Origin of the sequence: Pseudomonas solani (genome assembly GCF_026072635.1) — a bacterium.
In the GTDB taxonomy this organism is placed as follows: Bacteria; Pseudomonadota; Gammaproteobacteria; order Pseudomonadales; family Pseudomonadaceae; genus Metapseudomonas; species Metapseudomonas solani.
The window spans coordinates 2,434,841-2,448,649 of sequence record NZ_AP023081.1 but is presented as its reverse complement, the minus strand read 5'-3'; the positions used below and the strand labels follow the sequence as shown (position 1 = coordinate 2,448,649).

The 13,809-nt window shown below is 62.1% G+C and carries 11 protein-coding genes and 2 pseudogenes; 4 read left to right on the top strand and 9 right to left on the bottom strand.

Going from position 1 to position 13,809, the window contains the following annotated elements; all coding sequences use genetic code 11:
- The 3 genes from PSm6_RS11000 to PSm6_RS10990 are packed head-to-tail and all read right to left on the bottom strand — an operon-like array spanning position 1 to position 2,219.
- The gene (locus tag PSm6_RS11000; protein ID WP_265170214.1) at positions 1-666 is read right to left on the bottom strand and encodes a YggS family pyridoxal phosphate-dependent enzyme; all 666 of its coding nucleotides are present in this window, start codon (positions 664-666) and stop codon (positions 1-3) included.
- On the bottom strand, positions 659-1,228 hold the full coding sequence (locus PSm6_RS10995) for a phosphoribosyltransferase family protein (protein ID WP_021218952.1): 570 nt from the start codon (positions 1,226-1,228) through the stop codon (positions 659-661). The genes PSm6_RS11000 and PSm6_RS10995 overlap by 8 nt, the downstream gene beginning before the upstream one ends.
- Before the next feature lie 31 nt (positions 1,229-1,259).
- On the bottom strand, positions 1,260-2,219 hold the full coding sequence (locus tag PSm6_RS10990) for a cysteine synthase family protein (RefSeq protein ID WP_081672166.1): 960 nt from the start codon (positions 2,217-2,219) through the stop codon (positions 1,260-1,262).
- 877 nt (positions 2,220-3,096) lie between these two features.
- Here PSm6_RS10990 and PSm6_RS30480 point away from each other — a divergent pair.
- Positions 3,097-3,235 (top strand): annotated as a pseudogene (locus tag PSm6_RS30480) (IS3 family transposase); the annotation flags it as partial.
- A gap of 95 nt (positions 3,236-3,330) precedes the next feature.
- Here the strand turns inward: PSm6_RS30480 and PSm6_RS30475 are convergent.
- The 3 genes and pseudogenes from PSm6_RS30475 to PSm6_RS10975 form a co-directional block, all read right to left on the bottom strand.
- Entirely contained in the window at positions 3,331-4,053 is a 723-nt protein-coding gene (locus PSm6_RS30475; protein ID WP_371877126.1) for a methyl-accepting chemotaxis protein, read from the bottom strand.
- 132 nt (positions 4,054-4,185) lie between these two features.
- A pseudogene (locus PSm6_RS30470) lies at positions 4,186-5,307 on the bottom strand (Cache 3/Cache 2 fusion domain-containing protein); the annotation flags it as partial.
- 149 nt (positions 5,308-5,456) lie between these two features.
- A complete protein-coding gene (locus PSm6_RS10975; protein ID WP_043241005.1) occupies positions 5,457-6,377 on the bottom strand; it encodes a LysR substrate-binding domain-containing protein in 921 nt (306 codons plus the stop codon).
- A 136-nt stretch (positions 6,378-6,513) separates the two neighbouring features.
- On the opposite strand from PSm6_RS10975, the gene PSm6_RS10970 reads away from it, so the two are divergent.
- Positions 6,514-7,902 (top strand): NorM family multidrug efflux MATE transporter, encoded by a 1,389-nt coding sequence (locus tag PSm6_RS10970; protein WP_265170213.1) that lies wholly within the window; start codon positions 6,514-6,516, stop codon positions 7,900-7,902.
- A 10-nt stretch (positions 7,903-7,912) separates the two neighbouring features.
- Here PSm6_RS10970 and PSm6_RS10965 read toward each other — a convergent pair whose 3' ends face one another.
- Positions 7,913-9,589, bottom strand: a complete 1,677-nt coding sequence (locus PSm6_RS10965; RefSeq protein WP_031287534.1) for a putative bifunctional diguanylate cyclase/phosphodiesterase — start codon at positions 9,587-9,589, stop codon at positions 7,913-7,915.
- Between the two features lie 281 nt (positions 9,590-9,870).
- On the opposite strand from PSm6_RS10965, the gene rep reads away from it, so the two are divergent.
- Together rep and PSm6_RS10955 are read left to right on the top strand one after the other, a co-directional pair.
- Positions 9,871-11,883 (top strand): DNA helicase Rep, encoded by a 2,013-nt coding sequence (gene rep, locus PSm6_RS10960; RefSeq protein WP_265170211.1) that lies wholly within the window; start codon positions 9,871-9,873, stop codon positions 11,881-11,883.
- A 127-nt stretch (positions 11,884-12,010) separates the two neighbouring features.
- Complete coding sequence (locus PSm6_RS10955; RefSeq protein ID WP_021218946.1) at positions 12,011-12,583, top strand: xanthine phosphoribosyltransferase; 573 nt, start codon at positions 12,011-12,013, stop codon at positions 12,581-12,583.
- An 86-nt stretch (positions 12,584-12,669) separates the two neighbouring features.
- Here PSm6_RS10955 and PSm6_RS10950 read toward each other — a convergent pair whose 3' ends face one another.
- A complete protein-coding gene (locus tag PSm6_RS10950; protein ID WP_031287532.1) occupies positions 12,670-13,092 on the bottom strand; it encodes a c-type cytochrome in 423 nt (140 codons plus the stop codon).
- 140 nt (positions 13,093-13,232) lie between these two features.
- Entirely contained in the window at positions 13,233-13,763 is a 531-nt protein-coding gene (locus PSm6_RS10945; protein ID WP_031287531.1) for a sterol desaturase family protein, read from the bottom strand.
- Positions 13,764-13,809 lie beyond the last annotated feature (46 nt).

Below are 13,809 nucleotides of genomic sequence, written 5' to 3'. Positions count from 1 at the left end.
CTAATTTCTCGCCCCGAGAATTCTTGCTCCAACCCGTACCATAGTTGCCCCATGCGAAACTGCGCACACGTAGTCATCACTCATGCCAATGCTAAGCTCAGGCAATCCATAGGTATCTCTGATTTTTTTCATACGCAAGAAATATGGAGACGCGTCAACTCCAGCGGGAAGAATACACATAACCCCTGATATATTCAGGCAGTACTCCTCCGTAGACAGACGGAATAATTTTTCAAAATCTTCCGGCGACACGCCGGATTTTTGTGGTTCCCGACCGATATTTATTTGAATAAGACAGCTCACGCTTCTATTTTGCCGATCAATTTCTTTAGCGACTCGCATTGCAGTCTCTGGCTTATCTATAGACTGAATCACATCGAAAATTTTGACGATATCTTTAATTTTCTTTGACTGCATTGCTCCTATGTAATGAAGGCTAACGTCATTAAATTCCGCAGCAAGGGTTGACCACTTTTCCCGCGCCTCCTCCAACCTGCTTTCACCGAAGGTGCGATGACCATCTTCAAGCAAGGGGCGGATCCGCTCAACACCGTGAAATTTTGAAACTACGACTAACTGCACCTTCCTATCTTGCTCCGCACGGCGTTGGAGTTCCGAGTCGATCTCACTACTGACAACTCGAAAATTACTAACTACCTCATTCATTGGCTAGTACCTCCACACCAGCCTCTGCTACAGATATCTTCATTATCGTTTTAACGACGATTCCGGTCTCATTGAGAACCCGCTCAACTCCACGGCTTTCGACCTTCTCTACCACGCAGACGACTTCACCAACAGTTCCACCAGCTTCACGAATAGCTTTAATCAAAGCGATCAAAGCACCGCCTGTGCTTATAGTGTCATCAATAATTGCGACTGTGTCGCCCGGGAGAACACCATTCAAGTACAAATCACCGCGAAAGTACTCAGAATCAATTTTTACCTTTACCTCATTATGAGTGCCTAAGCTATAGGGGTACCAGCGAGCAATAGCCAGCGGAGTGTTTGTCATGACAGAGACCAAAGTGGCCAATGGCGCACCTTTATCCTCCTCTGTCACGATTTTATCCACAGTGAAATTGCCAGCCTTAACCACCGCTAAGGCCGCTTCCCAGAGGACCTTGGGGCGAAGTGCAGGCAACTGATCCGTGAACTCGTTGACGGTAGTGAAATGGCTTCCTGACCTTACTACTTTGGCAGATGTGTAAACGTCCTTGAGAAGCATATGTCTCTCCTTAGCGCTCAATAAAAATGGATTAGCCACCATTGTATTCCGGGTAAACCCCTGACCAACGACTCTTATACTTCCATGCAGAATCAAAGAACAGGGTAACTATCGTCTTACCCGTGACCGCCCTAGAGAGCTGCTCACAGACATACAGATTAGCTCCGCATGTAGGCCCAACACCAAGCTGCTCTTCTTCGATGAATTTCTTCATTCGGTTCCACGAGTAAGCCCCATCGACGACAACCACCTCATCGATGACCTGCTCATTAGTATTGCAAGACAGCACGCCTGCACCAAGGCCCATCATATTGTGTGGCCTATGACAAAACTCCAAATTGTTCTTTTTAGCGTAAAGCGGCGCAGACCTATCTACCTCAATGCCTATAGTTTTTATATTAGGGTATTTAGCTTTTAGAACCTCAGATATTCCAGAGAAGGTCCCACCAGTCCCAATAGAACACACAAAATAATCAGGTATTTCTTTCTGCTCTTCTAGCTGAGCAGCGATTTCATTACCACACTGGATCCATGCAGATTTATTTAGCAAACTGGAGCCCTGATCCAAAAAATAAAACTTATCGGAGGGCTTGTCCGCTACGTAATCTCTTGCCGCCTGCACCGAGCCATTGAGAAACTCATTTCTGTTTGTCTCGATGATGTCAGCACCAAACTCACGAATTTGACGCTTGCGCTCTTCGGTCATTCCCTCAGGCATAAAAATTACAACGTTGTACCCTTTCATCTTTCCAACCCATGCCAGAGCAGCTCCCCCATTTCCTGTGGAGCAGTCGACCAAGGTCATTCCAGGAGCTATTTTTCCTGCGGACTCAAGTTCAGCAACCATGTGCAAAAATGTTCTATCTTTATGGCTTCCTGTTGGATTCATAAATTCGCATTTTGCAAAAATCTTATTACCATTTGCACTGGCGCTTATTACCCGATGCATTCGGGTATTACCGACATTGTGAAGCCCCAACTCCGCCAACATAGTAGTGCAACTCCATCGCTCGTGATAATTGGCAACCAAGCCCTCTTCGCAAAGCAGGGCAAAGCCTTATTAGAGCTAATCAACTGACAGTTCGAGAACCGTGTCCTCCTGGCCATGAGTGCATTGCAAATGGCAAGAAATAGAGCTAGTGCTTGCAGATCTGGCGAGGGTACGAGGCATCGTGGGAGTCCTTGTCTTTTCGTTCCACCCGCGAAATGCTGCAGTGGGTAGAAGCTCAGTTCCTATGAATTTTAGCTTCGCATCGTTTCTGATAGGTCTGGGCGCAAGACTGGAGACGCCGCAAATTAAAATAACTACTGGCGCTAACTGATTTAATAAAGTGTCAGCTAGCTTCCTCACTGGATATTTATTTAACTTTTCCAATATTACAAGGCGAGAGCTTCACCTGTGGCACTCTACCTACATGAGTTATAGAGACTTCATACAGGTGGGAATTTTTAGCGCGCGACCTGCAATGGCAGGGTATACGCCTCCCTTGAACCGGATCCTGCCCGTTTTGCTTTGAGTCACCCCTGGCTTCGTAGTCACCTTCGAGCCTCATGCCAAGGCCCATCAGGGGTGCGACGAACAACCCGCGTTACTCTTAAGAACTCAAAACCGAAGCAGTCCAGCAAGTGACCAAGCGTGCCCGCGAATAGCCTGGACGCCTGGATCCAGCGCTACAGCAAGCCCCGGCTTGCGGGTGATAAGCAAGCCGAGCTGCGCCGTCTGCGCGAAGAATGCAAGCGGGTGTACGAAGAGCGAGACATCCTGAAAAAGGCCGCCGCGCACTCTGCAAAGAGTCTGGCTGAAGTACGCCTTCAGCACTACCCAATCGCTTGAGGCATCAGTTCACTGCTAGCGAGCCCAGCAAAGTACCTATGAAGGCTGGATGTACTTGGCGGTGGTGCAGGATCTGTCAGGTGTTTGGATGGTCGATGAAGCCATGGATGCTCAGCGAACTGACCATCGATACATTGTTGCTGGCGGTTTGGCGGCGCCAGTTCAAGCAAGAGAGAATTTAGCCACCGAGAGAGCACTCGGGCAGAACGCGACCCAAAGAAAAGGCGCCCATCGGGGCGCCTTTTTCATTGCGGCGGAACGGCCGGACTCAGCGGAAGCGCCCCACTTCCTGGCGCAGTTCCTCGGCCAGGCGGTCCAGCTCCTGGGCGGTCTGCGCCAGGTTGGCGACCACTTCGCGCTGCTCGCTGTTGGCCAGGGCGATGCTCTGCAGGTTGCTGCTGAGCAGGGTCGCGGTGCTGCTCTGCTCCTGGGTGGCGGTGGTGATGGCGGCGAATTGCTCACCAGCAGCGGTGCTCTGCTGGGCGATCTGCGCCAGGGCGGCGGCGACCTTGGCGTTGCGCTCCAGGCCGTCCTGCATCAACGCCTTGCCGTGCTCCATGGTGCTGATGGCACTGGCGGTCTCATCCTGGATGCTGCCGATCATGCTGGAGATCTCGGTGGTCGCCTCGCGGGTACGGGCCGCCAGGTTGCGCACCTCATCGGCCACCACAGCGAAGCCCCGGCCCTGCTCGCCGGCACGCGCCGCCTCGATGGCAGCGTTGAGTGCCAAGAGGTTGGTCTGGTCGGCGATGGCGGTGATGACCCCGACGATGCCGCCGATTTCCTGGGAGCGCTGGCCCAGGGTGTTGATCACTTCGGCGGTGCCGTTGAGGGCTGTGGATATCTGCTCCAGCGCCGCAGAGGCCTCGCCCATGGAGCTCTGGCCGATGCGGGTCTGCTGGGCGTTGTCGCTGGCCATGCGCTCGGTGGCACGCATGTTGTCGGCGATGTTCAGCGAGGTGGCGCTGAACTCCTCCACCGCGCCGGCCATGCTGCTGATCTCACCGGACTGCTGCTCCATGCCTTCATAGGCGCCGCTGGATAGACCCGACAGCACCTGGGAGCGACTGCCGACCTGCTGCGCCGAGCTGCGGATGTGCGCCACCATGGTCGACAGCGCCTCGCCCATCTGGTTGAAGCTGCGCGCCAGCTCGCCGATCTCGTCGTTGCTGGATACATCCAGGCGCACGCTGAGGTCGCCGGCGCCCAGCGCCCGGGCCTGCTCCACCAGTTCGCCCAGCGGACGCAGGCGCTTGCGCAGCAGCCAGATCACCGAGGTTACCGCCAGCACCATGGCCAGCAGGCTGCCGAAGGCCAGCTGGCCGCCGACGCTCCAAGTCACCTCGTGGATCTCCGCCTTGGGCATGCTCGCCACCACCTGCCAGGGGCCATCGGCGAAGGACACGGCAACGCTGAAGAAGTCCTCTTCGCCGTCGCTCCAGAAACGGCCATGGCCGGGCTCGCGGGCCAGCGCGGCGAGGGTGTCGCCGATGGCTTCCGGGCGGCGCACGCCGGCCGGGGTCACCAGCCACTTGCCGGTTTCGTCCATCAGCGCCAGGGAGCCGGTCTTGCCGATGCGGAAGCGCTGCAGGTTGGCGAACTGGGCATTCTGCGCATCGGTGTAGTCGAAGCCGACGAAGAGCACCGCGATGACCTGGCCGCCGCTGTCGCGCACCGGCGTGTACTGGGTCATGTAGTAGCGGTCGAAGAGCAGGGCGCGCCCCACGTAGTTCTGCCCGGACAGCAGGCGCTGGTAGGCAGGGTGGGCGTGGTCGAGCACGGTGCCGATGGCGCGGGTGCCGTCCTGCTTGTTCAGCGAAGTGGTGACGCGGACGAAGTCGGCGCCATCGCGGACGAACACCGTGGCCACGCCGGCGGTGAGGTGGCGGAACTCGTCCACCAGGGTGAAATCGTTGTTCAGCACCTGGCCGTTGAGGTACAGGGCCGGCGGGCTCAGTGCGGCGACCGGCACGCGCTCGTCGGCGTGCAGCGCGAGGCCGCTGGCGAAGCGCTGCTCGAACAGACTGGCGAGGCGCTGGGTGCTTTCGCGCAGGCTGCCGTGGAAGGTGCTGAGCTGGTCGGCGAGCAGGCGGGCCTCGCTGGCCAGGTGCTCTTCGCGGGTGGCCAGGTTGGCCTGGTCCAGGGAGCGCAGGGCGAAGAGCGTGCTGCCACTGATCAGCAACACGAGGATCAGGGCGAGGGCGGCGGCGAGCTGCCAGGCGATACGAGACCTGGGCGGGTTCATGGGGTTTCTCCAGTTTTTTGCAGGCAGGGCTGACGAGGAGCTTCTGGGGCTCCTTCGGCGGGCGGCGAGAATACTTGACCGTCCTACTGAGGTATAGGACGCATCTGCCGAAAGCACCGGAAAATTGTGTAAGCGCAGGCCACGCCGCTCTAGCGCTTGAAGCTCACCGGCGGCAAACGCATCGCCGCCACCTCGGCCAGCAGGTAATCCCGCAGGCGACGCAGGCGATCCTGGCCGCTGCGTGCCTTCGGCCACACCAGGTAGTAGCTCTGGCCGCTGGGCACGGCGCTGGGCCAAGGCAGGCCGATGCGCCCTTCCTCCACATCCTCGGCGACCATCACCAGGTCGCCGATGGAGATGCCGTAGCCCCGCGTCGCCGCGACTATGCCCAGCTCCAGGGTGTCGAACACCTGGCCGCCCTTGAGCGGCACGTCCTGCTCCAGGCCCATGGCGTGCAACCAGCGCCGCCAGTCGCGGCGATCCGGCGTGGGGTGCAGCAGCTCGGCGCCGCGCAGTCGCGCCAGGTCCCAAGGCCCCTCGGCGGCGGCCGACGGCGCGCTGACCGGGATCAGCCATTCGGCGAACAGCTCGACGCTCTCCCATTCATCGCTGAAGCCGCCGCTGCTCAGCAGCACCGCGCAGTCGAAGGGCTCGTGGTTGAAGTCGACCTTGTCCACATCCATCCAGGCGCTGGTCAGCTGCACCTCCACGTCCGGGTTCTGCAGGCGGAAGCGCGACAGCCGTGCCAGCAACCAGCGCATGGTCAAGGTCGAGGGCGCCTTGAGGCAGAGGATGCTGTCGTCCACCCGCAGCGTGGCGCAGGCACGCTCCAGGGAGTCGAAGCCCTCGCGCAGGCCGGGCAGGATCATCCGCGCCGGCTCAGTGAGCTGGAGGCTGCGCCCCTTGCGCTCGAACAGGCGGCAGGCGAAATGCTCCTCCAGGGTGCGGATATGCCGGCTCACCGCGCTCTGGGTGATGGCCAGCTCCTCGGCGGCACGGGTGAAGGAGGCATGGCGCGCCGCGGCTTCGAAGGCACGCAGGGCGTAAAGCGGTGGCAGGCGACGCGTCATGGTTGAGCCCATTCATGAGTCAGAGTCATGGAAGGCATCATTTTTTTCCCTTTGTGGCGCGGATTCAAGCGCTGGAGAATCCACCGTCTCTGGCCCGATGCGTTTTCGGGCCCGCCATGACAAGTGATCCAGACTCATGCCACAGCAGATCCGCTCCGAACTCCTGGCCATCCTCCGCCTCGCCGGCCCGCTGATCGCGGCGCAGCTGGCCAACGTGCTGATGGTGTTCACCGACACGGTGATGATGGGCCTGCTCGGCCCGGCGGAGCTGGCGGCCGGCGGCCTGGGCGCGGCGAGCTATTCATTCGTGTCTATCTTCTGCGTCGGGGTGATCGCCGCCGTGGGCAACCTGGTCGCCATCCGCCACGGCGCCGGGGACATCGCCGGCGCCGCGCGCCTGACCCAGGCCGGCCTGTGGCTGGGCTGGGGCCTGGCCCTGGGCGCAGGGCTGCTGTTGTGGAACCTAGGCCCATTGCTGACGCTGTTCGGCCAGGAGGCCCACAACATCGAGGGCGGCATGCGCTTCCTCTCCACCCTGGTATTCGCCTTGCCCGGCTACATGAGCTTCATGGCCCTGCGCGGCTTCACCAGCGCCATCGGCCGCCCCGGCCCGGTGATGGCCATCAGCATAGGCGGCGCGCTGGCCAACTTCGCCCTCAACTACATGCTGATCCATGGCTGGTTCGGCCTGCCGTCGCTGGGCCTGGCCGGCATCGGCCTGGTCACCGCCCTGGTGATGAACGTCATGGCGCTGCTGCTGGCCTGGCACCTCACCCGCCACCCGGCCTACGCCGCCTATTCCCTGCGCCAGGGCCTGTTCCAGCCGCGCCTGGACGACCTGCGCGAGCTGCTGCGCCTGGGCCTGCCCATCGGCGGCACCTATGCGGTGGAGTCCGGCCTCTTCGCCTTCGCCGCGCTGTGCATGGGCGCCCTGGGCAGCCTGTCGCTGGCGGCGCACCAGATCGCAATCATGTCGGTGTACGTGGCCTTCATGGTGCCGGTGGGCATCTCCTACGCGGTGACCTTCCGCATCGGCCAGCACTTTGGCGCCGGTCGCCTGGAAGACGCACGCCGCGCCGGGCGCCTGGGCATCGCCGTGGGCGCCGGCTGCATGCTCAGCTTCGCCGCGCTGTTCTGGTTGGCGCCGGAATGGGTGGTGGGCCTGTTCCTCGACCGCACTGCCGACGAGTACCAGGAGGTGGTCGCCCTGGCGGTGAGCCTGCTGGCCATCGCCGCACTGTTCGAGCTGTTCGACGGCATCCAGACCATCGCCATGGGCGCCATCCGCGGCCTCAAGGACGCCAAGACCACCTTCCTCGTCGGCCTCGGCTGCTATTGGCTGGTGGGCGCGCCCGCGGCCTGGCTGCTGGCCTTCCCCCTGGGAATGGGTGCCCAGGGCGTGTGGTGGGGCCTGGCGTCGGGCCTGGCCTGCGCCGCGGTCGGGCTGACCCTGGGGTTCGAGTGGAAGACCTTGCGCATGCTGCGCTCGCAGGCACCGCTCGGCGACGCCTGCAAGGCGGGCTGAGCGGGGTGCGCTAGAGGTTGGGCTGGCTGCTGAACAGCGGTTGGCGCACGCCGAATACCAGGAAGCGCGCCAGGTCGGCCAGGGGCAGCGGCTTGCTGATCCAGTAGCCCTGCACCTGGTCACAGCCGAACTGGCGCAGCAGGGCCAGTTGCTCGGCGGTTTCCACCCCTTCGGCCACCACCTCCAGGTTGAGGTTGTGCGCGAGGTTGATCATCGCGCGTACCAACTGGCGGTTCTCGGGGCGATCCTGCATGCCGCCGACGAAGCTCTTGTCGATCTTCAGCAGGGTGATGGGCAGGCTGTTGAGGTGGACGAAGGACGAGAAGCCGGTGCCGAAATCGTCCAGGGAGAAGCGCACGCCGACCTTGCCCAGGGCCTGCATGGTCTGCTGCACCTGTTCGCTGCGGCGCATCACCGCCGTCTCGGTCAGCTCGAACTCCAGCCACTGGGCGTCGACCCCGCGCTCGCTGATGAGGCGGTTCAGGGTCGGCAGCAGCTGGCTGTCCTGGAACTGGCGGAACGACAGGTTCACCGCCATGTGCAGGGCCGGCAGGCCGCGCCCGCGCAGCCACTGCATGTCGCGCAGGGCTCGGGAGATGACCCAGTAGCCGAGGGGAACGATAAGCCCGCTTTCCTCGGCCAGGGGCACGAATTCATTGGGCGACAGCAGGCCACGCTCGGCATGGCGCCAGCGCACCAGAGCCTCGAGGCCGACGATGCGGCCGGTCTCCAGGCACAGGCGCGGCTGGTAGTGCAGCTCCAGCTCGTCGCGGCGCAGAGCACGGCGCAACTCGCTTTCCAGGTCGGCCAGGCTGCGCGCACTGCGGTTGATACGCTCGTCGAACACATGGAAGGTGCAGCCCTGCACGGCCTTGGCCTGCTGCATGGCGATGTGTGCATGCCACATCAGCGGGTCGGCACCTTCGTCGGAGCGGGCATGGGCAATGCCCAGGCTGCAGCCGATGAGCAGGCTCTCGCCGTCGACCCAGTAAGGCTCGCCGAGGGCTTCGGCGATGCGTTCGGCGACCTTCTCGGCACGGGACGGGTCGCGGCGGGTATCCAACAGCAGGGCGAACTCGTCGCTGCCCAGGCGGGCCAACTGGTCGCCGGCAGCCAGTTCGCCCTTGAGCCGCGCCACCACCTGGAGGATCAGGCGGTCGCCGGCCTGGTAGCCGAGGGCGTCGTTGGCGTGGCGGAAATTGTCCAGGTCCAGGTGGCCGAGGGCCAGGCCGCGCCCGGCGAATTCGGCCAGGCGCCCCGCCAGCAGGGTCTGGAAGCCCTGGCGGTTGGCGATGCCGGTGAGCGGGTCCTGCTCGGCGAGGCTTTGCAGGGTGTTCTGCAAGGCGCTGCGCTCGCGCATGTAGCGCAGGCTGCGGCGCAGCACGTCGGGGCCCAGTTGGTCACGCACCAGCCAATCACAGACGCCGGCCGGCGCTTCATCGGGCTCCTGTTCCAGCAGCAGGATGGTGGGCAGGTGGCAACGGCCGGGGGCCGGCAGCAATTGCGGGGTGCAGAGCAGCAAGCCGCCCTCGCTGTCGTCGAACAGGCTGCTGGCGGCCTCCCAGGAGGGGGCGGTGATCAGGGGTGAAAGGCTGCCCAGCGAGCTGAGCAGCTCGCGTAAGGATTCCGCCCAGCCAGGCGATTCCGCCAGCAGGAGCATGCGCATGGGCTCGGCAAGCGCGGACAAATGACCTCCCCGGGGTCACAAAAACAGTGGGCAATTGGCCCAATTCGCGTCGTGATCGACGTCGTTCTTTTAGGTGTGCTCTTGAGGCGACTTGGCGAACTTTGCGCCAAATGTGAACAGCCATCAACAGTGTGTGTCGGAACAATCGTACTTGATGGTTCGAAATAGCCAAGCGCCAAGCTTCACCAAAGGGCGCTACGTCACACTGTTCGGCGCGCATCGGCAGATCGGGGCCGGCCTGTTAGAATGCGCGGCCATTCCCCCGCGAAAAATCGACCCGCATGTCCCGACTCAATCCCCGGCAGCAGGAAGCCGTGAACTATGTCGGCGGCCCGCTCCTGGTGCTCGCCGGTGCCGGCTCCGGCAAGACCAGCGTGATCACCCGCAAGATCGCCTACCTCGTCCAGCAGTGCGGCGTCCGCGCGCAATACATCGTCGCCGTGACCTTCACCAACAAGGCCGCCCGCGAGATGAAGGCCCGCGTCGGCACCCTGCTGCACGGCGCCGAAGGTCGTGGGCTGACGGTGTCCACCTTCCACAACCTGGGCTTGAACATCATCCGCAAGGAACATGCGCGGCTGGGCTACAAGCCGGGCTTCTCGATCTTCGACGAGACGGACATCAAGGCGCTGCTGACGGACATCATGCAGAAGGAGTACGCCGGGGACGATGGCGCCGATGAGGTGAAAAACTACATCGGCTCCTGGAAGAACGACCTGATCCTGCCCGAGGAGGCGCTGGCCAACGCGCGCAACCCCAAGGAGCAGACGGCAGCGGTGGTCTACCTGCACTACCAGCGCACCCTCAAGGCCTACAACGCGGTCGACTTCGACGACCTGATCCTGCTGCCGGTGAAGCTGTTCCAGGAAAACCCGGACATCCTCGAAAAATGGCAGCAGCGCGTGCGCTACATGCTGGTGGATGAATACCAGGACACCAACGCCAGCCAGTACCTGCTGGTGAAGATGCTGGTGCAGCACCGCGCGCAGTTCACAGTGGTGGGCGACGACGACCAGTCGATCTACGCCTGGCGGGGTGCGCGGCCGGAGAACCTGATGCAGCTGAAGGAGGACTTCCCCTCGCTGAAGGTGGTGATGCTGGAGCAGAACTACCGCTCCACCAGCCGCATCCTCAAGTGCGCCAACGTGCTGATCGCCAACAACCCCCACGTGTTCGAGAAGCAACTGTGGAGCGAGATGGGCGTCGGTGACCCGATCCGGGTGATCCGCTGCCGCAACGAGGACGCCGAGGCCGAGCGCATTGCCATGGAGATCCTCACGCTGCACCTGAAGACCGAGCGGCCCTACAGCCAGTTCGCCATCCTCTACCGCGGCAACCACCAGGCCAAGCTGATGGAGCTGAAGCTGCAGCACCACCAGGTCCCCTATCGGTTGTCGGGCGGCACCAGCTTCTTCGGCCGCCAGGAAGTGAAGGACCTGATGTCCTACTTCCGCCTGCTGGTGAACCCGGACGACGACAACGCCTTCCTCCGGGTGATCAACGTGCCGCGCCGCGAGATCGGCTCCACCACCCTGGAAAAGCTCGGCAACTACGCCACCGAGCGCAAGATTTCGATGTACGCCGCCGCCGACGAGATCGGCCTCGGCGAGCACCTGGACAGCCGCTACACCGAGCGCCTGCAGCGCTTCAAGCGCTTCATGGACAAGGTCCGCCAGGACTGCGCGCAGACCGACCCCATCGCCGCCCTGCGCAGCATGGTGATGGACATCGACTACGAGAACTGGATCCGCCAGAACGCCTCCAGCGACAAGGTCGCCGAGTTCCGCATGGGCAACGTCTGGTTCCTCATCGACGCCCTGAAGAACACCCTGGAGCGCGACGAAGAAGGCGAGATGACCATCGAGGAAGCCATCGCCAAGCTGGTGCTGCGCGACATGCTCGAGCGCCAGCAGGAAGAGGAAGAGGGCGCCGATGGCGTGCAGATGATGACCCTGCACGCGTCCAAGGGCCTGGAATTCCCCTACGTGTTCATCATGGGCGTTGAGGAAGACATCCTGCCGCACCGCTCCAGCATCGAGGCCGACACCATCGAGGAGGAGCGCCGGCTGGCCTATGTCGGCATCACCCGTGCCCGGCAGAACCTGGCCATGACCTTCGCTGCCAAGCGCAAGCAGTACGGCGAGATCATCGACTGCTCGCCGAGCCGCTTCCTCGACGAACTGCCCCAGGAAGACCTGCAATGGGAAGGCTTGGAGGACACCCCGGTGGAGGTCAAGGCGGTGCGCGGCAACACGGCGCTGGCGGACATCCGCGCCATGCTCAAGAAGCCCTGAGGCCGCCGGCCAATGGGCAACCGGGGGCCGTGGCGCGACCTGTCAGAAGGGCATCGCGCGAAGCCCCCGCGCCAAGGTAGAATGCCGCGCTTCATCAGCGACAGCAGCTTCGCAGGAAGCCCCTCCCGTGAACATTCTCAAAGAAAAGATCCTCTCCGAAGGCATCGTGCTTTCCGACCAGGTGCTGAAGGTAGACGCCTTCCTCAATCACCAGATCGACCCGCAGCTCATGAAGCACATCGGCCATGAATTCGCCGAACGCTTCCGTGGCCAGGGCATCACCAAGATCGTCACCATCGAAGCCTCGGGCATCGCCCCGGCGGTGATGGCCGGCCTTGAGCTGGGCATCCCGGTGATCTTCGCCCGCAAGTTCCAGTCGCTGACGCTGAAGAACGACCTGCTGATCTCCAAGGTGTTCTCCTTCACCAAGCAGACCGAGAGCACCATCGCCATCTCCGCCAAGCACCTGACGGCATCCGACCACGTGCTGGTGATCGATGACTTCCTCGCCAACGGCCACGCCGCCAAGGCCCTGATCGACCTGATCGGCCAGGCAGGCGCGAGCATCGCCGGCATGGGCATCGTCATCGAGAAGTCGTTCCAGGAAGGCCGCACCCTGCTGGAAAGCGAAGGCTACCGGGTCGAGTCCCTGGCGCGGGTCCAATCCCTGGCCAACGGCACCGTGACCTTCATCGATTGAGTGCCCGGCGCTGCGACAATAAGCCGCAGCAGCCAGACACGAAAAAGCCGCCCGAGGGCGGCTTTTTCGTTGATGCCGGGTCCCTGTTACAGGCCGGACATCTTCTTGATGGCGCCTTTCAGCTCATCATCGGTGCAGTCGGCGCAGGTGCCTTTAGGCGGCATTGCGTTGATACCGGTGATGGCCTTGGCCAGGATGCCGTCGAGGCCGCCCTGGTGGTCGGCACGCTCTTTCCAGGCGGCGGTGTCGCCGATCTTCGGAGCGCCGAGAACGCCGGCGGTGTGGCAGGCGCCACAGTGCTTGGCGATGATGTCGTCCGGCGTCTTGGCGCCGCCGCCTGCGGAGGCTGCTACAGCTTCCACACCCTTGCACTCCTGGCCCTGGACACAGACTTCGCCTACCGGCTTGATACGCTCGGCGATGGCGTCATCGGTCGCGGCCTGGGCGCTAACAGCCCAAAGGGCCAATACGGCAACATGCGCTGCCAGCATCTTATTTATCAGGTTCACCCTTACACCCTCATCCTGGCTAGTGACGCCCGCGGCCACGGTTTCGCGGGCGGGCGCCAGTATAACGGTTAGCCCGCCATGCTGAAACAACCCTACTTGTCGCACGACTAAAGCATGAGCGCCTTGCGACCAGAGGCTGATCAGCCCGATACCTTCGCCCTCTCGACCGCACGCACATAGGTGCCGAAGACGTGGTCCCAGAGCGGCGAGGAAACCCCGAAGTTCTTCTCCACGCCCTTCTGGTGGTGCAGGTCATGGTTGAACACCAGCCCAGGGATGAAACGGTAGAACCAATGCCCGGGGCGGTGCATCACGTAGTGCAGCGAGATATAGAGAAAGTAGCCGGCAACCAGCCCGGCGAACAGCGAAGCCAGACCCAGGTAGGCACACAACGGCAGCAGCAGCGCATAGACCGCACTGGTCTTCCAGCTGGAGATGCCGATGAACGCCAGCACGTCGAGATGGTGGGTCCAGTGTTCACGGCGATACAGCGAGTGGAACAGGAAGCGATGCACCCCGTACTCGATGAGCGACCAGAGCAGCAGGCCGGCCAGCAGTTGCCAGGGCAGGATCGGGCCGACGAACAGGGCGATGAGGATGAATAGCGGAGCGGTGAAGAAGTCCAGGTAATAGGCGAGCGAGGACATCAACCATTTGTTCGAGGCAGCCACGGGACCTTCCTTGTCATGCGCCGTTGCGCTGGGCACGGCCTTGAGT